We start from the raw sequence: 23,698 nt of genomic DNA, 5'->3' as shown, positions 1-23,698 counted from the left end.
CTGTTGCATCTTCGATTTCAATGTGATTGTATCTTTTAATCGGATTGAAAATCTCGATCAGATTGAAATCCGTTCCCCCGAACGCGCGAGCAACCGGATCAACTTCCCAGAACTCTACTGCGTCCTGCCCCTTGATCACAGGAAGATCGACGATGACTTCATCCTTCGCGAAACCCCTCGCACTGGCCTCATCTCTCGCCGTCGCCGCACTCGTGCTCGCCGGTTGTTCAGCTTCATCGAACAATGCAGCCTCGGGCGGCGGTGGGACCCTCACGGTCGACACCTCGTTCGTGCTGAAGACCCTCGACCCGGGACTCGTCTACGAACAGACCGGCAACATCATCGTGCACGCGCTGTACGACACGCTCGTGACTTACGAGGGCTCCGACGTCACCACTGTCGTGCCGGAGCTCGCCAGCGAGTGGGCGCAGTCCGACGACGGCACGACCTGGACCTTCACGTTGAACCCGGACGCCACGTTCGCCGACGGCTCCGCGGTGACCGCGGAGGATGTCGTGTTCAGCCTCACGCGCCTGCAGAACCTCAAGGGGTCCTCCTCCCAGACCGTCGAGGGGCTGACCTTCGCCGCGGACGGTGACGACACTGTCGTCGTGACCAGCCCGACCCCGAACCCGAACGTCCCGGTCGTCCTCGCGATGCCCGCGGCGAGCATTCTGAACGCCGAGGAGGCAGAGAAGCTCGGCGCGACCGACGCGGCCGATGCAGCCTCCGCGGACACGATCGGCACGCAGCTCGACGAGGTCAGCCTCGGTTCCGGCCCGTACAAGATCAAGAGCTACGACTCGAGTTCGAAGGTCGTGCTCGAGGTGAACGAGGACTACTGGGGCGACGCCCCGGCCTACTCGCGTGTGGTCGTGCAGAACGTCGACGTGCAGAACCAGAAGCTCACGATCTCGCGCGCCAAGGCAGACGAGATCGCCCTGGATCTCTCCGGTCCACAGGCGGCCGAGCTCTCCGACGACCTCCAGGTCTCCGGGGTCGCCGACACTTCCTACTTCCTCAGCGTGAACCAGGATCCCGCCGTCTCGGAGATCACCTCCAACCCGGCGTTCCTCGCGGCGCTGCGTGCCAGCGTCGACGGTGCGGGAATCGCCGAGATCTTCGGCGAGGGCGCGACGGCCGCGGCCGGGCTCGTCCCGCCCGCATTCGGCGGCGCGCTCGACGAGTCCGAGGTGCAGCCGCAGGACATCGAGAAGGCGAAGTCGCTGCTCGAGGAGGCGGGCATCCCCGCACCGAAGGTGAACCTCGTGTACCCGGCGATCACCTATCGTGGCGTCGACCTCGGCACCATCGTCACGAAGGTGCAGCAGGACGCGAAGAAGGCAGGCATCGAGATCGAACTCCAGCCCGAGCCGATCAACGTCTTCCTGCAGTCGCAGTCCGAGGGCAAGAACGAGATCAACTTCTCGCCGAACAGCCTGAACTACCCGGCCGCGGACTCGCTCGTGAACAACATGGCACCCGGCGCCTCGACCTCGACCCGTGCGGGATGGACCGTGGAGCGGGCAGATCCGCGCGCGGTCGAGGCCAGCGACGCCGTGAACGCCGAGGTGACGCCGGAAGGCCGTGCCGAGGCGATGATCGCCTGGCAGAAGGTCATGAACGAGACTTCGCCCTTCGTGGTCCTCGCGAACAACGCCGGCATCGTCGTCGCCACTTCGAACCTGGTCGGTGCGTCGTACACGCCGGCAGGCTGGACGGTCGACCTCGCGGCCATCTCCGCGAAGTAGTCCGCCGCGGTCGGCCGCCTGTCCCTCCTGTCGGGCGGCCGACCTCCGGTTCTCACCACCTCACCGAAGGCGAACGAGCAATGCCAGCCCTCCTGCACATGATCGGCCGCCGGCTGATCAGCGCGATCATCCTCCTCTGGGGGGTCACCGTCGTGACCTTCGCGCTCATGACCATCGTCCCCGGGGACCCGGCCGCCGCGAACCTGTCGCAGCAGGCCTACGACGACCCCGACCTGCGTGCCGCGTTCGAGCAGAAATGGGGGCTGGACCAGCCCATCTGGGTGCAGTACGGCCGCTACATCGCGAACCTCTTCCAGGGGGATCTCGGTATCTCGCAGCAGACCCACCGCCCGATCACCCAGGACCTCGCGCAGTACATCCCCGCGACGCTCGAGGTGGCGTTGCCCGCCATGATCCTCGCGATCGTCATCGCCGTCGCGCTGGGCATGATCGCCGCCACCCGCAAGGGTTCGGCCATCGACGGAGGCATCCGCGGCGTGGCCCTCATCGGGCTCTCCACCCCGCCGTTCTGGCTCGCGCTCGTCGCGCTGTACGTCTTCTTCTACGCCCTCGGGCTCGTCCCCAACGGCGGGCGCCTCAGCAATGAGTACGACCCACCGCCCACCGTCACCGGTATGTACACGCTGGACGCCGTGTTCGCCGGGCAGTGGGACGTGTTCGCCGACGCCGTCTGGCACCTCGTCCTCCCCGTCGGCATCCTCGCCGCGCTCACCGTCTCGGGCCTGCTGCGCTTCGTGCGCTCCGCCATGATCGAGGTGCTGGACGCCGAGTACATCCGCGCCGCCACCGCGAAGGGACTCCCGGCGCGGACGATCACCTGGCGCCACGTCTTCAAAGCGGGACTGCTTCCAGTGCTCACGGTGACCGGGCTGATGTTCGCCTCCCTGCTCGGTGGCGCCGTGCTCGTCGAGCAGGTGCTCTCGTGGCCGGGACTCGGGCAGTACGCCTACAAGAGCGCCCTCTCGCTCGATCTGCAGGCGATCCTCGGTGTGACGCTGTTCATCGCCGTCGTCTACACCCTGATCAACCTCCTCGTCGACGTGCTGTACACGATCGTGGACCCCCGGATCGGAGCGAAATGACCATCCTGTCCTCGGACACGCTCGCCGTCGCGAAGGAGCCGCGGCGTCGCGGATTCCGTCGCAGCCGCCGGTTCACACCGCGCACCTCGTTCTGGACGCCGGTGACGGTGATCTCCTTCGGCGTGATCGCCGCGTGGATCCTCGCGGCGCTCCTCGCCCCGATCATCGCGCCGTTCGACCCGCTCGAGACGAGCGGACCGTTCCTGGACGCACCGTCGGCCGCGCACTGGATGGGGACGGACGACCTCGGTCGCGACGTGCTGAGTCGAGTGATCTACGGTGCCCAGCTCTCGCTGCCGCTAGCCCTCGCGATCGTCGTGTTCTCGCTGCTCGTCGGCGGGGCCGTCGGCCTCGCGGCCGGGTACTTCGGCAAGGCGGCGGACAACGTGCTGATGCGCGTGGCCGACCTCGTGCTCGCGTTCCCGCAGATCATCCTCGCCATGGCGGTCGCCGCGGCCTTCGGGCCGAGCGTCGGAAACGCCGTGCTCGCCCTCGTGATCGTCTCCTGGCCGCTGTACGCGCGGATCATCCGCAGCTCGGTGCTCAGCGTGCGCGAACAGGAATACGTCTTCTCCGGACGACTGCTCGGGTCGACGACCCTGAAGTCCATCGTCAAGGACGTCATCCCCAACAGCGCCGGCCCCGCGCTCGTGATGGCGACGATCGAGCTCGGCAATGCCATCCTCATGCTCGCCGCGCTCTCGTTCCTCGGCCTCGGCCCCCGGCCCCCGGCTGCGGAATGGGGCGCGATGATCGCCCTCGGCTCGCAGAACCTCGGGAACTGGTGGATCAGCCTGTTCCCCGGTCTCGCGATCCTCACGATCGTGATGGCCTTCAACCTGCTGGGAGACGCGGTCCAGGACTACCTGGATCCCCGCTCACGGAATGCGAGGAAGTGATGAGCGCCGCGACGCTGCTCTCGATCGAGGACCTCTCCGTCGTCATGCCGACGCCGGACGGCGAGATCGAGCTCGTGCACGATACGAGCATCCGGATCGGCCAGGGAGAGGTCGTCGGCCTCGCCGGCGAGAGCGGCTCGGGAAAGAGTATGACGGCCTCGGCGGTCATGGGCATCCTCCCCGAGGGCGCGACCGCCTCCGGCCGGGTGCTGTTTGAAGGGCGGGATCTGCTGACCCTCAGCACCCCGGAGCTCAACGAGGTGCGCGGCAACCGCATCTCGATCGTGTTCCAGGATCCGACCGCCGCACTGCACCCCCTGCTGCGGATCGGCACACAGATCACCGAGCACCTCATCCACCACACCGGCGTGAGCCTGAAGCAGGCACAGGCGCGAGCGATCGAGCTGCTCGATCTCGTGCGCATCCGTGACCCGCACCAGGCGATCACGGCGTACCCGCACCAGTTCTCGGGAGGCATGCGCCAGCGCGCGGCCATCGCGATCGCTCTCGCGTGCGAGCCCCGCCTGCTGATCGCCGACGAACCCACCACCGCTCTCGACGTCACGGTGCAGGCCGGCATCCTCCGCCTGTTCGACCGCCTGGCGCGCGAGACGGGAGTGTCGATGCTGTTCATCACGCACGACCTCGGGGTGATGAGCGCGATCGCCGACCGCACCTACATCTTCAAGGACGGCACCGTCGTTGAGCACGGTCCGACGAACGAGATCCTCAACACCCCGTCGCACGAGTACACCCGCGCGCTGATCGCATCCAGAGCGCAGTCGCTCGCCGCGCAGCGCACCCACCGAGGAGGCGCACGATGAGCGCGTTGGAGATCGACGACGTCGTCGTCACGCACCGCCGACGCGGCGCCCCGCCCGTACACGCGGTGAAGGGCGTCTCGCTGACCGTCGAACGCGGCCAGATCGTCGGGCTCGTGGGGGAGTCGGGATGCGGAAAGTCGTCGCTTGCCCGGGTCGCGGTGGGGATCGACCGTCCGACCTCCGGCACGGTGCGCTTCGACGGCGAGCCGTTGCATCCACTCACGATGCGCCGCCGCCCTAGCCGCGACCGCGGGTTGCAGATGGTGTTCCAGAACCCGTACGCCTCGCTGAGTCCACGCCGCTCGATCGGAGCGCAGCTGCTGGATGGCGCTCCCGATGCGCTCGAACGATCTGCCCGTGCTGCCGAGGTTTCGCGACTGCTGCGACTGGTCGGACTCGACGAGTCGGCCGCCTCTCGCTACCCCACCCAGTTCTCGGGTGGTCAGCGGCAACGGCTCGCGATCGCCCGTGCGCTCGCCGCCCAGCCCAGCGTGGTCGTCGCCGATGAGCCGGTCACGGCCCTCGATGCCTTCTCGTCGGCGCAGATCGTCGAGCTGCTGCAGGGACTCGTTCGCGAACTCGGCATGGCGATGCTGTTCATCTCGCACGACCTGTCGTTGGTGCGGGCCATCGCCGACGAGACCGCCGTGATGTACGCGGGTGAGATCATCGAGCGCGGGCCCAGCGAACAGCTGTGGCAGCACGCAGCGCACCCCTACACGCAGCGCCTCATCGATGCCATCCCGGAGATCGGCCCGACGAAGCGGCTGCCGGGCAGAGAAGAAGACCTCGCGGAGGCCGTCGCGGCCCCCGCCACGGGAGGAGAAGCATGATCACCATCGCCGAGGACCGCCGCGTCCTCCTCACCGGAGCCCGCATCTTCGACGGGCGCTCCGAGTACCTGCGGGACGGGCTCGACATCCTCGTCGACGCCGACGGAGTGATCGCGGGACTCGGCGCCACCGGCACCCTCGACGCCGGCGACGCACGGGTCATCGACCTGGCCAGCCGGATCCTCAGCCCGGGGCTGATCAACATGCACGTGCACCTGGGGCTCGCGCTGCCCGGGACCGCCGGGGCGGAGATCGCCTCCAAGGGCGACACCGACCTGCTGCTGGTGATGGCCGACAGCGCCCGACGCACCCTGCATGCCGGCGTCACCACTGCGCGGCTGGTCGGCGAGAGTCGCTACCTCGACTTCGCCCTGCGCCGCGGTATCGAAGCCGGGATCATAGCGGGCCCACGGCTGTACACCGCCGGACACGCACTGTGCTGCACCGGTGGGCACGGCTGGGAGTCCGACGCGCTGGAGGGCGACGGCGCCGACGACTTGCGCAGACTGACGCGCCTGCAGATCCGTCACGGCGCCGACCTGATCAAGGTCTGCATCTCGGGTGGGATCGCGGGGGAGCACGAGCAGATCGACACTCCGCAGCTGACCGACGACGAGATGGCCGCCGTCATCCAGACCGCGCATGACTGGGGCCGCAAGGTCACCGCGCACGTCGGGCCGTCCGAGACGCTGCGGCGCGCCATCGAACTCGGCCTGGACTGCGTCGAGCACGGCTACGAGCTCACCCGCGAGGTCACCGACCTGATGAGTGAGCGCGGCGTCTGGTACGTGCCGACCATCACGGTCAGCCGGTGCGAGGAGTTCTTCGACGCGCAGGGCGTGCCCACCTGGATGAAGGAGCGGGCGCTCGGGGCGGGTCCGCGTCACTGGGAGAGCCTCGAGAACGCAATCGCGAGCGGGGTGCGCATCGCCATGGGCACCGACATGCCGCCCGCCGCGGACTTCGACGGCACGACCGCGACGGTGCGCGAGATGGAGTTCATGGTCGACGCGGGCATGACCTCGCTGGACGTCATGCGCTCGGCCACCTCGTACGCGGCGGAGCTGCTCGGAGCTGACGACCTCGGCGTCGTCGAGGTCGGTGCGCGAGCGGACTTGATCGCCACAGACACGGATCCGACAGCGGATGTGGCTGCGCTGCGCGGAATCGACTGGGTCATGCAGGGCGGCGCCGTGCTGCGGGACGACCGGGCCGGACGGTGAACACCCCGACCGCGAGCACCCCGACCGCCCGCATCGCCGACGAGTACGTCGCGACGCTCGCCGACCACGAGCCGTCCGCCGCGCAGGCGCTGGGTGCCACCGCGCAGGATCGGTTGCCCGACCTGAGCGCCGAGTGGGCGGTCGAACGCCGCGCGCTCGCCGCGCGCACGCTCGACGCCCTGGCGCACATCGAGCCGACGACCGCGGATGCGGCGTTGCACGCGGCGCTTCGGGAGCGCATGGACAGCGACATCGCCCTGTTCGACACCGGCTTCACGGCGCGGCTGCTCGCACCGCTGGCCACCCCGGTTCATCTGGTGCGCGAGGCGTTCGACGACGTCACCGTCACAGATGATGCCGCCGGCGACGAGATCATCACCCGTCTGTCGGCGGTGCCCCGGGCGCTGACCCAGCTCGACGATCGCCTGAAATGGGCGCGCGCGGCGGGGGAGCGGGGCGAGTTCATCGGCACCGGCATCGCCGCGGAACGGCAGGTGCGCGAGGTCGCGGATCAGATCGCGAGCTGGATCGATCCGGATGGGGTCGACTACTTCCGCTCCCTCCGCGCGACAGACCTGTCCACCTCCCGCCGCAGCGCTCTGGATCGTGCGGCACTCGCTGCGACCGACGCGATGGCGGGGTTCGAGCGGATGCTGCGCGACGAACTGCTGCCCCATGCACCACTGCAGGATGCCGTCGGCGAGAGCGTCTATCGCGCGACCGCGCAGAGCTTCCTCGGCACCGAGCTCGACCTCGACGAGGTGTACGACTACGGCTGGCAAGAACTCGATCGGCTGTGGCGGCAGGCGCGCGGCGTCGCGGGGGAGATCCTCGGCACCGGTTCGCCGGCAGTCGTTTCCGTCGCCGCTCGCGCGCTCGCGCAGGACCCCGGGCACCGCGTCGATGCGGACGCTGTCATCGGCTGGTTGCGTGATCGCCTGGACTGGACCCTGGATCGGGTCGACGGCACGGCCTTCACGCTGCCCGCGGACGTGCGAGATGTCGACATCGTCGTTCCGCGGGCCGCGAAAGGCGTCGTCTACTACACGCCTGGTGCCCCCGACGGCTCGGTGCGCAGCAAGATCGTCTGGACGATCCCCGCCGGAGCGACATCGGTGCCGACCTGGCAGGAGCTCACGAGTCTCCACCATGAGGGCGTCCCCGGCCACCACCTCGAGCACGCGGTGAACCGGGCCAATGCGTCCCTGCATCCCTGGCAGCGCTACCTGTGTGAGATCCACGGCTACGCCGAGGGCTGGGCGCACTACTCGGAGGCCCTATCGGACGAGCTGGGTCTGCTGCGCGATGCCCCGGAACGGCTGGGGATGCTGCTCGGACAGCTGTGGCGCACGGTGCGCATCGTCGCCGACATCGGGCTGCACACCGGTCGGCCGCTGCGGCGCAACGAAGTCACCGACCAGACGGAGTGGACGCCGGCGATCGCCTGCGACTTCCTGGTGCACTACGGCCTCGTCGACCCCGTGACCGCGCGGTTCGAGGTGGACCGCTACCTCGGCTGGCCGGGCCAAGCCCTGGCGTTCAAGGTCGGCGCGAAGCTCTGGGCTGAGGCGCGTGCGGCGAGCACCGCATCCACTCTCGGCTTCCACTCCCGGGCACTCGCGCTCGGACCGATGGGGCTCGCGCCGCTGCGCGAGCGTCTGCTGCAGGATCTGACGAAGGAACACGCATGACCACCACCGCCGAGCTCGAGCACTTCATCGTCGACCTGTACCAGGACCTCGCCGACCGTGCCGCGTTCGATGCGCGCCTCGCCGACGACGTGACGGTGTGGGAGACGCCCTGGCCGACGCTCATGCACGGCATCACCGAACTCGACGAGCTGCGGGGGCCCGCCGCCGACCCCGAAGAGCGCCGGCGGACCCTGCCGAGCGTCGTGCCGACCGGCATCGTCACGAGCAACTTTGGCGACACCGGGGTGATCCGGTATGTGCTCGAGGTGCGCCCTGCGGCAGGCGAGCCGCTGGTCGAGGTCGTGCGCGTCACGGATGTGGTGCGTCGTGACGCCGACGGATGGCGGATCGTGCACCACCACGCCCAGGACATGCCGGTCGAGTGAGTCGCACGAGTCGGAGCAAGGAGAGACAGATGGACCGCAACACCGTCGACTGGCACGGGTACATCCCGGCGATCACCACCCCGTTCACGCGCGAGGGGGAGCTGGATCCCGTCGCGTTCGAAGGGCAGATGCAGTGGCTGGCCGCGCAGGGGATGCACGGCGTCATCCTCGCCGGCACCTCCGGGGAGTGGTTCAGCATGACCGAGGCCGAACGGGCAGAGCTGTTCGCACTCGGCGGCCGGTTCCGCGCGGACATGCGGGTGATCGGCGGCTGCAATGCGTTCACGGCCGCCGACGCGATCAGGCACGCGCACGCGGCGGAGGAGGCCGGGCTCGATGGCATCCTCGTGACGCCGCCGCCCTATATGGTGCCCACCCGCGAGGAGATCGTGGCCTTCTACCAGGAGGTCTCCGACGGCACATCGCTCCCCGTCACCGTGTACAACTGGCCGCGCGGCTGCATCGTCGACCTGAGCCCGGACCTCCTGAGCGAACTGGCCGACATCGAGAACGTCGTGGCGATCAAGAACTCCACCGGCGACTTCCGCGCGTTCCTCGACGCCATGTATCTCGTGGAGGATCGCGTGCGCTACTTCGGCGTTCCGACGAACGCGCTCGGAGCCGACCTCGCGACGCTCGGTCACGGAGACGGTCTCATGGGCTCCGGAGCCCCGCTCGGCAACGACCACCCCGGCTTCTGGGATGCGCTCGCCGCGGGGGATCGGGCGCGGGCGATCGAACTCGGCGCTCGTGATCGCGTGGTCATGACCAGCTGGTTCGGGCCGGACTACGGCGCGCAGTTCGGGAACCAGCAGGCGATCATGAAGACCGCCCTTCGGCTGCAGGGCGTTCCGGCCGGTTTCGTCCGCCGCCCCCTGCTCGAACTCTCGACCGAACAGGTCGACCGTGTCCGCACCACGCTGGAGGGGCTCGGCATCGCGACCGTGCCCTTGTCGTGAGCATGCGGTACGACGCGGTCGTCATCGGCGGTGGCCTGCTCGGCGGGGCACTGGCCTGGATGCTGGCACGCGAGGGCGCCTCCGTACTGCTGCTGGAGAAAGACCAGTTGAACCAGCACGCTTCCGGCCAGAACGCCGGCAGCCTGCACTTCCAGCTCGAGTATCGGATGGTCGAGAACGGGTGGGAGTCGGCGCGCACCGCCGCCGCAGCCATGCCCCTGCATCTGGACGCCGCCGAGGCCTGGAATCGGCTGGGAGATGAGCTGGGCGAATCGGTCGGCGTCGTGCAGCGCGGCGGCTTCATGCTCGCGGAGACAGCGGAGCAGGTCGCGGTGCTCGAACGCAAGGTCTGTCTCGAGCAGGAGTGGGGGCTGGATGTCACCCTCCTCGACGGTGATGAGGCGCTGCGCATCGCGCCCTACCTGTCGGAGTCGGTGCTCGCAGCCGCCTTCTGCCCGATCGAGGGTAAGGCCGAGACGCGCACCGCGGGGCCTGCTTTGGTGCGTGGTGCCGTGAAGCTCGGCGCAGAAGTCCGCACGCACACCCGTGTGACCGGGCTCGAGCGCGACGCGCGCGGCTGGAAGGTGACCGCCGCCGGTCCGGATTCGACGTTGAGCATCCACGCCGACACGGTGATGATCGCCGCGGGGGTGTGGACGACGGAGGTGGGTGCGCTCGCCGGGGCGGACCTGCCGACCATCCCGCTGGCTCTCATGATGAGCGTGAGCGCGCCGGTAGAGCCCTTCATTGGACATCTGATCCAGCACGCCGGCGCCAAGCTCTCGCTCAAGCAGACGAAGGATGGCACGGTGCTGATCGGCGGGGGGTGGCCGGCAGCACTCAGCCGCCGCGCGGGCTCCCTGGACCTGGAGACGCGTCCTCGCCTTCTCCCGGAGTCCATCGTGGGCAACGCCCGCGCGGCGATCGGCGTGGTGCCGGGCACAGCCCGGCTGCCCATCGTGCGGTCCTGGGCGGGGACCACGACGGTCACGCCGGATCAGCTGCCCCTCGTGGGAGAGGTGCCCGGATGCCCGGGGATGTTCGTGGCCACCGGCGGATCGGCCTTCACGCTCGGGCCGAGCTTCGCCCGTTCCCTCTGCGACCTGGCCGCCGGTCGCACACCCCACATCGACCTGCGACCCTACGCCCCGGACAGATTCGGAGTTATGGCATGAACGAGCAGCCCCTCGCCGATCGCGCGGTGTCGCGGCGGCTGGACGTGTCCTTCGTCGTGGACGGTCGGTCCGTGCTCGCCGCTGCGGGGGAGACCGTGGCGGCGGCCATGCTGGCCGAGGGCGAACGGTGCTTCGCTCGACGGGGCGACGAGCAGCGCGCCCCGCTGTGCAACATGGGCACCTGCTTCGAGTGCGCGATCACGGTCGACGGCGTGCCGATGACGCGCACCTGTCTGACCACCGTCCGCGACGGCATGAACGTACGGACCGACGCATGAGCGCCGACCTCTATGACCTAGCGATCGTCGGGGCAGGACCGGCCGGTCTGGCCGCGGCCCTGCAGGCGCATGCGCAGGGTCTTCGGACGCTCGTGATCGACGAGCAGCGCGCCGCCGGGGGACAGATCTTCCGTCAGCCGCCGACCGAGTTCGATGAGCCGGTGCGGTCTCCGGTCGGGTATCCCTGGGCGGCGGATCTGCTCGCGGATGCCGCCGCGGCGACCGGCATCGACTGGTGGTTCGAGTCGACCGTGTTCGGCGTGCTCGATGCGCGCTCGACCGGGCGCGACGATTTCGAGGTGCTGGTCACGAGCCCTCAGCGTTCACGGCGCGCCCACGCGCGGAGGCTGCTCGTCGCGACCGGCGCCTACGACATGCCGGTGGCGATCCCCGGATGGACGATGCCTGGCGTGCTGATGGCCGGTGCGGCGCAGGGACTCCTGAAGGCACAGCATTTGCGGGCAGCGGGTCCGGTCGTGCTGGCGGGTTCGCATCCGCTGATGCTGATCGTGGCCGCCCAGCTGGTCCGTTCGGGGGCTGAGGTGACGGAGGTGGTCTTCGCCCGCGGAGTGCCCTCCGTGCGCGAGCTGTTCCTCGCCGCTCCGGCCGTGCCCGGGCACGTGCGCCTGCTGGCCGAGCTGGCAGGCAACGTGCTGACCCTCGTGCGGCACGGTGTCCGGATCACGACGTCGACGGTCCCCACGGCGATCGTCGGTGACGCTGGCGTGAGCGGCATCCGACTGGCGCGGGCCGACCGGGCGTGGCGCGTGCGCGGGCCCGAACGCGAGGTCCCGGCGCGGACCGTCGTCCTCGGGTACGGTTTCCAGGCCTCCACCGAGCTCGCGCGTCAGCTCGGATGCCCGGTGCGATGGGACTCTGTTGCCGGCGGGTGGCTGGTGGAAGTCGACGGGAACTTCGAGACGGGCCTGCCCGGGGTCTTCGTCGCGGGCGAGCCCACCGGTGTCTCCGGGGCCGAGCAGTCACGGGCGGAGGGGGCCGCGGCTGCGGCGGCGATCGCCGCTGGTCTCGGCAGGCCCGTCGACGCCTTCCGTGCTCGCGCGATCGAACGGGACCTGCGCCGCTCCCGACGGTTCGCCGCGGTCGTGCAGCGGATGTTCGCGCCCGAGCGACCCGGCCTCACGGCGCTCGCCTCCCCGGCGACGACGGTCTGTCGGTGCGAAGGGATCCCGCGATCGGACATCGACGGATTCCTGCAGGCGAACCGGCACGCCGACACCGTGGATGCGGTCAAGCTGAGCTGCCGGACGGGCATGGGGCCCTGCCAGGGGCGGTACTGCGAGACGACCGTGGCCGGTGCTGTCGCGGCGGCGCGCGGGGGAACGGCTGCCGAAGCCGGTCGCTTCGCCGCTCAGCTTCCCGTCAAGCCGGTGTCCCTGGGGACGTACGCCGACCTCTTCGATGCGGACTGACCGTGGTCGGCGCCCGGTGGGCGCCGACCACGGCGTCAGCGTGCACGCAGATCCTTGCGGAGGATCTTTCCGGAGCTCGACTTCGGGATCACCTCGATGAACTCGACCTGTCGCACCTTCTCGTGCGGCGCGACGTGGGCGGCGACATGCGCCATCACGGCCTCCGCATCGAGGTCGGCGTCCGGCTGTCGAACCACGAAGGCCTTCGGGACCTCCTGACCGTCGGCGTCGAGCGCGCCGATGACAGCAGCATCGGCGATGGCGGGATGCTCGAGCAGCACCGCCTCGAGGACGGCCGGGGCGACCTGGTAGCCCTTGTATTTGATGAGTTCCTTGAGCCGGTCGACGATGCGGTAGATGCCGTCCTGGGTGACGGTCGCGACGTCTCCGGTGTGCAGCCAGCCCTCGGCGTCGAGCATCTCGGCCGTGGCGTCGGGGCGGTTGAGGTAGCCGACCATCACCTGCGGTCCGCGCACCCACAGCTCACCCGGCTCGCTGGCACCCTCGGCCGGTACGGCCACGTCCTCGCCGGAGTCCGGATCGACCAGGCGTGCTTCGGTGTTGGGCACGAGCGGGCCGATGGCGGAACGATCGATGTCGTCACGGGTCTCGGAGATGAGGTTCACCGCCGGACTCGTCTCGGTCATGCCGTAGCCCTGCGTGACGGTGCAGCCGAGCCGGTTCGCCACCGCCGAGGCCAGGGCCCCGTCGAGCGGGGCGGCTCCGGAGAAGATCACCTTCACGGCGGAGAGGTCGTACTGGTCGACGATCGGATGCTTCGCCAGCGCGACCGCGATCGGGGGAGCGACGAACACCCAGGTCGTCCGGTGTTCCGCGATGATGCGGAGGAACTCCGGCAGGTCGAACCTGGGCATCGTGACGAGGCCCGCGCGCTGCCGTAGCGCGAAGTTGAGCAGCACCGTCATCCCGTAGATGTGGAAGAAGGGGAGCACGGCCAGCACGCGATCGCTCGCCTCGACGCCCAGGACCGGACGGCATTGCGACACGTTGGCGACGAGGTTGCGGTGGGTGAGCATGACACCCTTCGGGCGGCCGGTCGTGCCGGAGGAGTACGGCAGCACGGCCAGGTGTGTCGCCGGGTCGAACGACACGTCCGGCGCCGGGTGGCCTTCGCCCAGGAGCGCCGGAAGCGACGGGTGCCCCTCGGCGCCGTCGAGCACGATGACGTGGTCGGCCGCGAAACCGAGCTTCTCCGCGGCAGCAGAGGCACCGGGCAGCAGCGGAGACACCGTCACGAGCCACGTCGCTCCGGCGTCGGTGAGCTGATTCGCGATCTCCTCTGCGGTGTAGAGGGAGTTGATCGTCGTCGCGGTCGCTCCGGCGCGGAGGATGCCGTGGAACACCGTGGCGAACGCGGGGACGTTGGGGCAGAGGACTCCGATCGTGGTCCCGACTCCGACTCCGCGGGCGGCGAGGGCACCGGCGAAGAGATCGATCTGGCCTACGAGCTGTCGGTAGGGGGTGGTCGCCCCGCTCACTCCGTCGACGAGAGCGATCGTGTCGAGCTCCTCCTCGCCGAGACCTCCGAAGAGGAATTCGTGGATGGAGACCTCGGGGATCTCCACATCGGGGTAGGTGCTGCGAACCATGAGATCTCCTTCGATCCTGGGTGTGCTGACGGCGTCGTCGAGTGCGATCCAGTGTCGCATACAACGGCACTGCGTCCCAGGGGAAGATTCAGATCGTCCCGTTCATGCGGTAGCGCGTGCCGGGGCGACCCTTCGTGGCGTAGTCGAGTGCGCGGACCGCGCGTCCGGAGCTCGCGAGATGCTCGAGGTAGCGTCGTGCGCTCACCCGCGAGATGTCGAGATCCGCGCCGATCTCGGTGGCGGATGCGTCGGGACGCGCAGCGAGGGCGGCGGAGACCCGGTCGAGCGTCTCGGCGCTGAGCCCCTTGGGGATGCCGAAGCGCTGACGGAAGGCGATGATCGCATCGGCCGCCTCGACTCTGCGCACGACATCGTGGAGCTCGGTGTGGTCGCGCAGCAGCAGCGTCGCCCCGATCCCGCCGTCCTCGCCCTCGCTGCCGGTACTGCGGGCGACCAGCACGTGGGAGCCGACGATCACCGGCCGTCCGGCGGACTCGCCCTCGCGCAGCACCGTGGTCAGCTCTTCGCCGAGCACGTCGGCAGCGGGGGAGCCGTCGAGTTCGGCGGCATCGCGGTCGAGGAACCGCGCCGCTGCGTCGTTGACGAGCGTGATACGGCCCTCGTCGTCGACGGTGATCACGCCCTCGCTGAGGCCGTGCAGCGTCGTCTCCTGATTCTTCACGAGTGCGGCGATCTGGTGGGGTTCGAGGCGGTAGATGCGCCGTCGGATGACCGAGGTGACCCACGCGGATCCGAAGACCCCGAGAACCGCCGCGGCGAGCATGGCGGAGATCAGCCAGGCGAGGTTGGACGTGAACTCCTCATTCAGCTCGGATTCGAGGATGCCGACGGACGCCGTGCCGATCACCTCGTCATGGTCGTCGCGGATGGGCACCTTGACTCGCCAGGACGTGCCCAGCGTTCCGGTCTGCGTGCCGACGTACACCTCGCCGGAGAGGGGGATGGAGGGGTCGGTGGAGACGGTCTCTCCGATGCGGTCCGGATTCGGGTGGGAGTAGCGGATGCCCTCCTCGTTGGCGACCACCACGTAGGCGAGATCGGACGCCTCGCGGATGACCTCGGCGATGGGCTGGATCGCCGTCGACGGCTCGACGTCGTCGAACGCGGCGAGGACGGCGGGGAGGGCGGCGATCGACTGGGCGACGGCCTGCATCCGGTCCTTGTAGGCCTCGCGGAGCGCCTGCTCCTGGAACGCCCCGGCGACGATGCCGGTCGCGAGGGTCACCAGGAACACGATCAGCGCCTGCAGCACGAGCAGCTGCATGCGGAGCGTCATCTTCGAGGCCACCTGACCATTGTCGCCCCAGACGGCGGACCGTGCGAGCGGGGGACGGCACTGTCCTCGACCAATAGTTTCGAAACTCCGACCAATGGTTTCCGAAGCTTGAGCGAGGGCTCTCCGGCTCTCAGTGTGGACGCACAGCACCACGAACGCTCAAGGAGGAGCGCACATGAAGCACGCACGCATCGGAGTCCTGGCCGCCATGGCGGTGGCCGCACTCACCCTCACGTCCTGCGCCGGAGGCAGCGCACCGACGGACGACGGCGGCGGTGGGGACGCCGAGGCCGCCGCGGTCACCGACGTCTCGATCGTGGTCCCGGCCGATCCGGGCGGCGGATGGGACCAGACCGGTCGTGCGCTGTCCCAGGTGCTCACGGAGGACGACATCGTCAGCTCTGCACCCGTCACGAACGTCGGTGGAGCCGGCGGCACCGTGGGCCTGGCGCAGCTGGCCAACGAGAAGAACCCGAACACGCTCATGGTGATGGGCCTCGTGATGGTCGGGGCCGTCGAGACGAACGCCTCGGCTGTGCGCATCGAGGACACGACACCGATCGCCCGGCTCACGGATGAGCCCCTCGTCGTGGTGGTCCCCGCCGACTCGAAGTACGACACGCTCGAGGACCTGGTGGAGGACATCGTCGACAACGGGCAGTCGGTCACGATCACCGGTGGGTCGGCGGGCGGCGCCGACCACATCCTCGCCGGGCTCATGCTCGAAGAAGCGGGCCTCGACGAAGCGGCGATCGCCGAGAAGCTCAACTACACCCCCAACTCCGGTGGCGGTGAGGCGGTGCCGCTGCTGATCGGCGGCAAGGTGTCCGCGGGCATCTCGGGCGTGGGCGAGTTCGCCCAGCATGTCGAGAGCGGTGCGCTCAAGGCGCTCGCCGTATCCAGCGAGGAGCCGGTCGAACAGCTCCCCGACGTCCCGACCATCACCGAAGAGGGGTACGACGTCGTCCTCACCAACTGGCGTGGTGTGATCGCCCCCGGGGGCATCTCCGACGGCGCCAAGGACGAGCTCGTGCGCGTCATCACCGAGCTGCACGAATCGGCGGCGTGGACCGAACAGCTGGAGACGAAGGGCTGGACCGACGCCTTCCTGGTCGGGGACGAGTTCGACGAGTTCCTCACGGGCAACATCGAGGAGGTCACGGCGACGCTGAAGAACATCGGGCTGGTGCAGTGACATGAGGGTCGCCCTCGGCGAACTCGTGTTCGCCGGCATCATGGTCGCGCTCGGCGTCTTCGCCGTCGTCGGCATCTTCCTGATCCATGTCCCCGTCGGTATGAAGGCCGGCCCCACCGTGTTCCCGATCTTCGTGTCCGTCATCCTGCTCGCCTCTGCAGTCGCCGTGCTGATCGGCGTGCTGCGCGGTGAGCGCGGCGGCGCCGAGGAGGCGGAGGACGTCGACACCACACTGCCGACCGACTGGGTGACGCTCGCCAAGCTGGTGGGTCTGGTGGTCGCGCACCTCCTGCTGATCGAGCCGCTCGGCTGGGCGCCGGCCGCCGCACTCCTGTTCGGCGGCGTCGCCTGGTCTCTCGCCGCGAAGCGCTGGTGGATGGCCTTCCTGATCGGGATCGGCGTCGCGGTTGTGATCCAGATCGCCTTCGGCGGCCTGCTCGGTCTCTCGCTCCCGTGGGGTCCTGCCCTCGGCTGGCTCGGAAGGATGTTCTGATGGACAGCTGGACGCTGCTCCTCGAAGGCTTCGCGACGGCGCTGCAACCCGAATACCTCGCCTTCGCTTTCCTCGGCGTCTTCGTCGGTACCGCGGTCGGCGTGCTGCCGGGGATCGGCCCCGCCATGACGGTCGCCCTGCTGCTTCCCCTGACGTACACACTGGACCCCGCGGCGGCGCTGATCACCTTCGCGGGCATCTACTACGGCGGCATGTACGGCGGCTCGACGACGAGCATCCTGCTCAACACCCCGGGGGAGTCGGCGTCGATCGTCACCGCGATCGAAGGCAACAGGATGGCCAGGATGGGGCGGGGCGCAGCCGCACTCGCCACGGCGGCCATCGGCTCGTTCATCGCCGGCACGCTCGCCACGTTGGGGTTGACCCTGCTGGCGCCGCTGCTCGCACAGTTCGCGGTGAACCTCGGACCGGCCGACTACGTCGCCCTCATCGTCATCGCGTTCGTCACGGTGGGTGCGCTGATCGGCAGCTCGATCTCCCGGGGGATGCTCTCGCTCGGCGTCGGGCTGTTCCTCGGACTCGTCGGCACCGACTGGCTCTCGGGGCAGCAGCGCTACACGCTGGGGATCCCGGCGCTGTCCGACGGCGTCGACATCGTGCTGGTCGCGGTCGGACTGTTCGCCGTGGGGGAGACGTTCTACATCGCCGCGCGGCTGCGTCACGGCGGCGTCGACGTCATCCCCGTCACCCGGGGCTGGCGCTCGTGGATGACGAAGGCGGACTGGCGCCGGTCGTGGAAGCCGTGGCTGCGAGGAACGGCGATCGGCTTCCCGATCGGCACGATCCCCGCCGGCGGTGCGGACGTCGCGACGTTCCTCTCGTACGCGACCGAACGCAAGCTGTCGAAGCACCGCGAGGAGTTCGGACGAGGTGCCATCGAGGGCGTCGCCGGTCCGGAGTCCGCGAACAACGCGGCTGCCGCCGGTGTGCTCGTGCCTCTGCTCACACTCGGGCTGCCGACGACCGCGACCGCGGCGATCATCCTCACGGCGTTCCAGTCGTACGGCATCCAACCGGGACCCCTGCTGTTCGAGAACCAGTCGAACCTGGTGTGGGCGCTGATCGCGAGCCTGTACATCGGCAACGTCATCCTGATCGTGCTCAACCTGCCGCTCGTGGGCATGTGGGTGAAGCTGCTGCAGATCCCGCGGCCGTACCTGTACGCGGGGATCCTGCTGTTCGCCGTCTTCGGGGCGTACGCCCTGCACAGCTCCCCGATCGACATCCTGATCCTGCTCATCGTCGGCATCCTCGGATACTTCATGCGCAGGTACGGATACCCGGTGGCGCCGCTGGTGGTCGGGATGATCCTGGGGCCGATGGCCGAGGAGCAGCTGCGCAAGGCGTTGCAGCTGAGCCAGGGAGACCTGAGCACGTTGGTGATGCAGCCGTTCGCAGCCATCGCCTACGGGGTGCTCGCTCTGCTGATCATCGGTGGGCTGTGGTTGCGTCGGCGGCAGCGTCGCTACGAGCAGGCGCTCACCGAGTCGATCGCCGTGCCGATCAAGGCGGACTCGGAGGTCTGAGTTCGGGACGGGAGGAGGCCGGGAGTAGGCTGATCCGGTGAGTGACGTACAGGCCAGGGCACGAGGGCCTCGCGCCTACATCACGTTCATCGGGATCGGCCTTCTCGCCGGTCTCCTCTCCGGCCTCTTCGGCGTCGGCGGCGGCACGGTCATCGTCCCGCTGCTGGTTCTCCTGCTCCACTTCGACCAGCGCCTCGCGGCCGGAACCTCGCTCGCGGCGATCGTCCCGACGGCGAGCGTCGGCGTCATCTCGTACGCCACGACCGGATCCGTCGCCTGGATCCCCGCCATCATCCTGGCGGCCGGGGCCGTGCTCGGCGCGCAGATCGGTACGCGCCTGCTGCCGCGCATCTCGCAGACAGCCCTGCGCTGGGGCTTCGTCGGCTTCCTCCTCGTCGTGATCGTCAGTCTCTTCCTCGTCATCCCCTCGCGCGACGCCGCGTTCGAGCTCACCTGGCTGACCGGAATCGCCCTGGTCGGCGTCGGCATCGGCACCGGCATCCTCGCCGGTCTGATCGGGGTGGGTGGCGGCGTCATCGTCGTCCCCGTGCTGATGCTGGCCTTCGGCACCAGCGACCTCGTCGCGAAGGGCACCTCGCTGCTCATGATGATCCCGACGGCGATCTCGGGCACGGTGGGGAATCTGCGCAACCGCAATGTCGACCTGCTCGCCGCGCTGCTCATCGGCGTCTCCGCGTGCACCACGACCGCGCTCGGGGCGTGGCTGGCGACGATCGTCGATCCGACCCTCGGCAACATGCTGTTCGCGGCATATCTCGTGGTGATCGCCGTGCAGATGGCGATCAAGGCGGTCAGAGGGCGTAAGCGCGCCTGACCGAGAGGTGGATGAAAGGATCTTCATCCACGGCTCATCTGCGCATCATGATCGACCGGCATCATGGGGTCATGCCCACTCCACGACGCCTCCTCCTCACCGGCGCCCTGATCGCCGTTCCGGTCGCCTTCGCGGTCGGGAGCGTCGTGCTGGCGCAGATGCCTCCGTCTCCCCACCTGCCCACGGAACCCGTGTCGGTGCAGCTCGCGCCGCCGACCGAGGAGCCGGCGCCACGTGTGACCCCGGCGCCCGCACCTGCTCCTGCTCCGGCACCCGCCCCGCAACCGGCGCCGGTGCCCGCGCCGCCCGCGGGCGACGACGACGATGACGACGGCGACGATGACTGACGCGCCCACGCTCCCGCTGGAGCTCGACGCGAAGGACACGCCTCGTCCCGAGCCGCGCGCGGTGGCGCACGGGCCGACGGCCACCGGTGTCCCGCTGCGCACCCTGCGTCGCCGCACGCTGCCTGCGCGCTGGCGGATCACCCTGTGGATCATCCTCAGCACCGCCGTGACCCTCTTCGCCGTCGGGATGATCGGCCGCAGCATCTTCATCGCGGGCGTCGAGCAGTCCGCCAACGCCGAGATCGAGCAGGAAGCCGCCGAGTTCGCCCGCTTCGCGGAGGATGCGGCGGCGAGCGGCCACACCACGGCGGAGGAGCTCGTCACCGAGTACGTCGCCCGGCAATCCGCGCACGAGAACGAGGTCGTCGTCGCCACCGTCGGCGGCACGGCGATCGCGGTCGCGAACGGCTCGGCGACAACGACGGATCCCTCCGCCGTCTCGGACGTGCCCGGCGGGGAGGCGCTCGTGGCCGAGCTCCTCGGCGCCACGGAGACCTCCGGCGCTCAGGAGGAGCGCGAAGCCGGACCCCTGCGCTGGGGCCGGCTGGACTTCACGACCGGTGACGGCGACGGCTCGGTCCTGATCATGCAGTACACGAAGGACGCGCGGGCGCAGGTCGATGCCGGCTTCGCGACGATCGCGTGGGTCGCGCTGGTCGGCATCGTGCTCAGCTCCGGCGTCGCCTGGCTCGTGGCAGGCCAGATCCTGGCACCCGTGCGAGAGGTGTACCGGGTCGCGCGCGACATCGGGGAGCACGACCTCTCGGCCAGGGTGCCGGTGGAGGGGACGGATGACATCGCCGCCGTGGCCACGACCTTCAACCAGATGCTCGACCGCCTCGAAGCCGTGCACGCCACGCAGCAACGGTTCGTGGACGACGCGGGGCACGAACTGCGCACCCCGATCACGATCGTGCGGGGACAGCTGGAGCTGCTCAGTGAAGACCCCGAGGAGCGAGCCGTGACCCTGCGTCTCGTCAGCGACGAGCTCGACCGCATGAGCCGCATCGTCACGGACCTCCTCGTGCTCGCGCGGGCCGAGCAGCCTGACTTCGTGCGCGTCGCGGACTGCGACATCGCCGCCCTCACCCTCGACATCGAGGCCAAAGCGCAGAACCTGGGTGACCGCCGGTGGCAGCTCATGGAGGTGGCGGAGGGAGCGGTTCCGCTCGACCCCCAGCGGGTCACCCAGGCCGTGCTCCAGCTCGCGGCGAACGCGGTGCAGGTCACCGAGCCGGGCGATCGCATCCTCATCGGCTCCCGCTTCGACGGCGAGGGCTCCGAGCGGCGCCTGCGACTCTGGGTGCGAGACTCCGGTCCCGGAGTCGCCGTGACCGATGCCGAGCGCATCTTCGAACGCTTCGCCCGCGGGGATAGCTCCGGTGCACGCCGCGGATCGGGGCTCGGGCTCGCGATCGTGCGGGCGATCACCGATGGACACGGCGGCTCGGCGTGGGTCGACAGCGTGCTCGGCGAAGGCGCCACATTCGGTATCGACCTCCCCGCGCCCACCCCTACGCGGTTCGACGCCGCGACAGAGAGGAGCGAGTGAGATGCGCAGCATCCTCATCGCCGAAGACGACCCGCACATCACCTCGTTCGTCCGCCGCGGGCTGCGCGCGGCCGGGTACGAGACCGCCGAGGCCGCCGACGGGCACACCGCACTGCTGATGGCACGCAGCGGCATGTTCGACCTGGTGCTGCTCGACATCGGGCTCGGAGGCATGGACGGCTTCGACGTGCTCGCCAACCTGCGCGGCGAAGGCGTCGCGACACCGGTCATCATCCTCACCGCCCGTGACTCGGTCATCGACACCGTGCGGGGTCTGGAGAGCGGTGCCAACGATTACGTCACCAAGCCGTTCCAGTTCGCCGAACTCATCGCCCGGGTGCGGCTGCGGATCGGTGACGGTGAGGGACGCGCGGCCGGTCCGGTGCTCACCCACGGCGAGGTGCGCGTGGATGTGCGCGCACGCACGGTCACCGTCGAGGGGGACATGCGCGAGCTCACCTCGCGGGAGTTCGCCCTGCTCGAGGTGTTCCTGCAGAACGCCGGACAAGTGCTGTCGCGCGATCAACTGATCGGGCACGTCTGGGGGATGGACTTCGATCCGGCTTCCAATGTGGTCGACGTCTATGTACGGGCGCTGCGCGGCAAGATCGGGGTCGACCGCATCGAGACCGTGCGCGGGGCGGGGTATCGATTCCGATGAGCGATCGTATCGAGACCACGAGCCCGAGCGCGGACGCGACGGCCGTCGAGCGCACACGCTTCGCCACGATGCCGCCGCGACACGGACCGGTGCCCGTCGGAGCCCGGTCCGCGCGGCGCCGAGCCCGGCGCGGGCGGTCCGTCCGCCTGGTCATGCTCGGACTGGTGCTCGTCGCCGGGCTCGGGATGACCCTGTCCGCGCTGACCGGGACGACGGGGAGCGGCGCGCCGACCCTGCCGATCGCGGCGACGCTCACCGTCTTCCTGCTCGCCGTGTGGGCCTGGACCTCGACCGGCCTCGATGACACGCTCGTCGCCTTCCTCGCGGCGATCGCGCTGATCGTCACCGGGGTGCTGCCGCCGAGCGACTTCTTCGCCTCCCTCGGCGACGAGACGATCTGGCTGCTCATCGGCGCCTTCGTGATCTCCTCGGCGGTGTCTTCGTCCGGTCTCGCCCTGCGTGGTGCCTCGCACCTGCTGCGGCTCGCGCGGGGCCCGCGGAGCCTGTTCCACCTCACCACGGTCGCCCTGACGCTCACTGCATTCGCCGTGCCCGCCACGTCCGGGCGCGCCGCGCTGGCGGTCCCCGTGCACGGTGCGGTCTCGGCCGTCCTTCCCGGACGCGAGCGGGTGGTCCGCGCTCTCGCCCTCCTGATGCCGACCGTGGTCCTGCTCTCCGCCGTCGGGTCCCTGCTCGGCGCAGGGGCGCACATCGTGACCGACCAGTTGCTGCGTGCAGCGGGGGAGGAGGGCTTCACCTTCCTGACCTGGCTGCTGCTCGGGCTTCCGCTGGCCGTGGTCTCGTCGCATCTGGCGTGCGAGATCATCCTCTGGCGTTTCACCCGCAGGGAAGACCGCAGGGAACCACTCCGGATGAGCGCCGCCGAGATCGGTCGCGCCGCACCGACGGCGGTGACCGGGCCGCTCAGCGCCGCGGAGCGTCGGGCCGCGCTGCTTCTCGCCGGGGTGATCGTGCTCTGGAGCACCGAGCCGCTGCACCACCTCTCGCCCGCGTTGGTCGCCCTGCTCGGAGCCGTCGCCACCGTGACGCCGGGCATCGGCTGCGTGACGTTCCCCGCCGCGATCACGCGCGTGCCGTGGTCGCTGCTGCTGTTCCTGGCCGCAACCCTGGCCCTCGCATCCGCGCTCACCACGACGGGAACCGCTGCCTGGTTGAGCTCATCGGCGCTCGCTCCGCTCCGCGGTCTCGGCGCTGCCGGTGCCTTCGCCTTCGTGCTCGTGGTCATCGCGATCTCGACCGCAGCGCACCTGCTGATCCCGTCGCGGTCGGCGCGCTCGGCCGCCATCATCCCGGTCGTGATCGCTCTCGCTCCCGCGCTCGGCGTCTCCCCGATGGCGGCGGCGTTCGCCTCCACCGCCGCGGCCGGCTTCTGCCACACACTTCCCAGCTCCGCGAAGCCGGTCGCGATGTTCGCCGACCCCGAGATCGTGAGAGGGGGCTTCACCCCGCACGACCTGCGTCGGCTCTCGGTGGTGCTGGCGCCCGCGATGTTCGTGCTCGTCGCCGTCTTCGCCCTCTGGATCTGGCCGCTGATGGGCCTGCCGCTGCTGCTCTGATCCGCAGCCTCCGGCCCCACCGCATCCGCCGC

General features: G+C 69.6%; 22 protein-coding genes. 20 read left to right on the top strand and 2 right to left on the bottom strand.

Features of this window, described 5'->3' with window-relative positions:
- Positions 1–152: 152 nt before the first annotated feature.
- The 12 genes from FGL91_RS00740 to FGL91_RS00685 all read left to right on the top strand — a co-directional run bounded on the left by FGL91_RS00740 (position 153) and on the right by FGL91_RS00685 (position 12,552).
- A complete protein-coding gene (locus FGL91_RS00740) occupies positions 153–1,751 on the top strand; it encodes an ABC transporter substrate-binding protein (protein WP_131492364.1) in 1,599 nt (532 codons plus the stop codon).
- A gap of 80 nt (positions 1,752–1,831) precedes the next feature.
- Positions 1,832–2,854 (top strand): ABC transporter permease, encoded by a 1,023-nt coding sequence (locus tag FGL91_RS00735; RefSeq protein WP_153242810.1) that lies wholly within the window; start codon positions 1,832–1,834, stop codon positions 2,852–2,854.
- Positions 2,851–3,753 (top strand): ABC transporter permease, encoded by a 903-nt coding sequence (locus FGL91_RS00730; protein ID WP_131492362.1) that lies wholly within the window; start codon positions 2,851–2,853, stop codon positions 3,751–3,753. Before FGL91_RS00735 ends, FGL91_RS00730 begins: the two co-directional genes overlap by 4 nt.
- Positions 3,753–4,577, top strand: coding sequence for an ABC transporter ATP-binding protein (locus FGL91_RS00725; RefSeq protein WP_131492361.1), 825 nt, complete (start codon positions 3,753–3,755; stop codon positions 4,575–4,577). The genes FGL91_RS00730 and FGL91_RS00725 overlap by 1 nt, the downstream gene beginning before the upstream one ends.
- Positions 4,574–5,410: an ABC transporter ATP-binding protein gene (locus tag FGL91_RS00720; RefSeq protein WP_131492360.1), complete on the top strand. Its 837-nt coding sequence runs from the start codon at positions 4,574–4,576 to the stop codon at positions 5,408–5,410. Before FGL91_RS00725 ends, FGL91_RS00720 begins: the two co-directional genes overlap by 4 nt.
- Positions 5,407–6,633, top strand: a complete 1,227-nt coding sequence (locus FGL91_RS00715) for an amidohydrolase family protein (RefSeq protein WP_153242809.1) — start codon at positions 5,407–5,409, stop codon at positions 6,631–6,633. Before FGL91_RS00720 ends, FGL91_RS00715 begins: the two co-directional genes overlap by 4 nt.
- On the top strand, positions 6,630–8,324 hold the full coding sequence (locus FGL91_RS00710) for a DUF885 domain-containing protein (protein ID WP_153242808.1): 1,695 nt from the start codon (positions 6,630–6,632) through the stop codon (positions 8,322–8,324). Before FGL91_RS00715 ends, FGL91_RS00710 begins: the two co-directional genes overlap by 4 nt.
- Positions 8,321–8,710 (top strand): nuclear transport factor 2 family protein, encoded by a 390-nt coding sequence (locus FGL91_RS00705; protein ID WP_131492357.1) that lies wholly within the window; start codon positions 8,321–8,323, stop codon positions 8,708–8,710. The genes FGL91_RS00710 and FGL91_RS00705 overlap by 4 nt, the downstream gene beginning before the upstream one ends.
- 29 nt (positions 8,711–8,739) lie before the next feature.
- Positions 8,740–9,669 carry a dihydrodipicolinate synthase family protein gene (locus FGL91_RS00700; RefSeq protein WP_131492356.1) on the top strand — a complete coding sequence of 310 codons (930 nt, stop codon included), beginning with the start codon at positions 8,740–8,742 and terminating at the stop codon, positions 9,667–9,669.
- Between the two features lie 2 nt (positions 9,670–9,671).
- Positions 9,672–10,844, top strand: coding sequence for an NAD(P)/FAD-dependent oxidoreductase (locus FGL91_RS00695; RefSeq protein ID WP_227992030.1), 1,173 nt, complete (start codon positions 9,672–9,674; stop codon positions 10,842–10,844).
- Positions 10,841–11,122: a 2Fe-2S iron-sulfur cluster-binding protein gene (locus tag FGL91_RS00690; RefSeq protein WP_131492354.1), complete on the top strand. Its 282-nt coding sequence runs from the start codon at positions 10,841–10,843 to the stop codon at positions 11,120–11,122. The genes FGL91_RS00695 and FGL91_RS00690 overlap by 4 nt, the downstream gene beginning before the upstream one ends.
- Positions 11,119–12,552: an FAD-dependent oxidoreductase gene (locus tag FGL91_RS00685; protein ID WP_153242807.1), complete on the top strand. Its 1,434-nt coding sequence runs from the start codon at positions 11,119–11,121 to the stop codon at positions 12,550–12,552. Before FGL91_RS00690 ends, FGL91_RS00685 begins: the two co-directional genes overlap by 4 nt.
- A gap of 35 nt (positions 12,553–12,587) precedes the next feature.
- On the opposite strand, the gene FGL91_RS00680 is transcribed toward FGL91_RS00685, so the two are convergent.
- Positions 12,588–14,162 (bottom strand): AMP-binding protein, encoded by a 1,575-nt coding sequence (locus FGL91_RS00680; protein WP_153242805.1) that lies wholly within the window; start codon positions 14,160–14,162, stop codon positions 12,588–12,590.
- A gap of 88 nt (positions 14,163–14,250) precedes the next feature.
- Positions 14,251–15,471 (bottom strand): PAS domain-containing protein, encoded by a 1,221-nt coding sequence (locus FGL91_RS00675; RefSeq protein WP_131492351.1) that lies wholly within the window; start codon positions 15,469–15,471, stop codon positions 14,251–14,253.
- 163 nt (positions 15,472–15,634) lie between these two features.
- Between FGL91_RS00675 and FGL91_RS00670 the strand changes: the two genes are divergently transcribed.
- The 8 genes from FGL91_RS00670 to FGL91_RS00635 all read left to right on the top strand — a co-directional run bounded on the left by FGL91_RS00670 (position 15,635) and on the right by FGL91_RS00635 (position 23,666).
- A complete protein-coding gene (locus FGL91_RS00670) occupies positions 15,635–16,654 on the top strand; it encodes a Bug family tripartite tricarboxylate transporter substrate binding protein (protein ID WP_131492350.1) in 1,020 nt (339 codons plus the stop codon).
- A gap of 1 nt (position 16,655) precedes the next feature.
- Positions 16,656–17,147, top strand: a complete 492-nt coding sequence (locus FGL91_RS00665) for a tripartite tricarboxylate transporter TctB family protein (protein ID WP_131492349.1) — start codon at positions 16,656–16,658, stop codon at positions 17,145–17,147.
- On the top strand, positions 17,147–18,694 hold the full coding sequence (locus FGL91_RS00660) for a tripartite tricarboxylate transporter permease (RefSeq protein ID WP_131492348.1): 1,548 nt from the start codon (positions 17,147–17,149) through the stop codon (positions 18,692–18,694). Before FGL91_RS00665 ends, FGL91_RS00660 begins: the two co-directional genes overlap by 1 nt.
- A 37-nt stretch (positions 18,695–18,731) precedes the next feature.
- Positions 18,732–19,529 carry a sulfite exporter TauE/SafE family protein gene (locus FGL91_RS00655; RefSeq protein WP_047524847.1) on the top strand — a complete coding sequence of 266 codons (798 nt, stop codon included), beginning with the start codon at positions 18,732–18,734 and terminating at the stop codon, positions 19,527–19,529.
- Between the two features lie 71 nt (positions 19,530–19,600).
- Positions 19,601–19,876, top strand: coding sequence for a hypothetical protein (locus FGL91_RS18995; protein WP_131492347.1), 276 nt, complete (start codon positions 19,601–19,603; stop codon positions 19,874–19,876).
- On the top strand, positions 19,869–21,428 hold the full coding sequence (locus tag FGL91_RS00645) for a sensor histidine kinase (protein ID WP_153242803.1): 1,560 nt from the start codon (positions 19,869–19,871) through the stop codon (positions 21,426–21,428). Before FGL91_RS18995 ends, FGL91_RS00645 begins: the two co-directional genes overlap by 8 nt.
- 1 nt (position 21,429) lies before the next feature.
- Entirely contained in the window at positions 21,430–22,089 is a 660-nt protein-coding gene (locus tag FGL91_RS00640) for a response regulator transcription factor (RefSeq protein ID WP_131492345.1), read from the top strand.
- Positions 22,086–23,666: an SLC13 family permease gene (locus tag FGL91_RS00635; RefSeq protein ID WP_153242801.1), complete on the top strand. Its 1,581-nt coding sequence runs from the start codon at positions 22,086–22,088 to the stop codon at positions 23,664–23,666. Before FGL91_RS00640 ends, FGL91_RS00635 begins: the two co-directional genes overlap by 4 nt.
- Positions 23,667–23,698: the final 32 nt, after the last annotated feature.

Origin of the sequence: Microbacterium sp. CBA3102 (genome assembly GCF_007954505.1) — a bacterium.
GTDB classification, from domain to species: domain Bacteria; phylum Actinomycetota; class Actinomycetes; order Actinomycetales; family Microbacteriaceae; genus Microbacterium; species Microbacterium aurugineum.
Note: the sequence above shows the minus strand (reverse complement) of the source record. Positions and strands in the feature narration are given on the sequence as shown.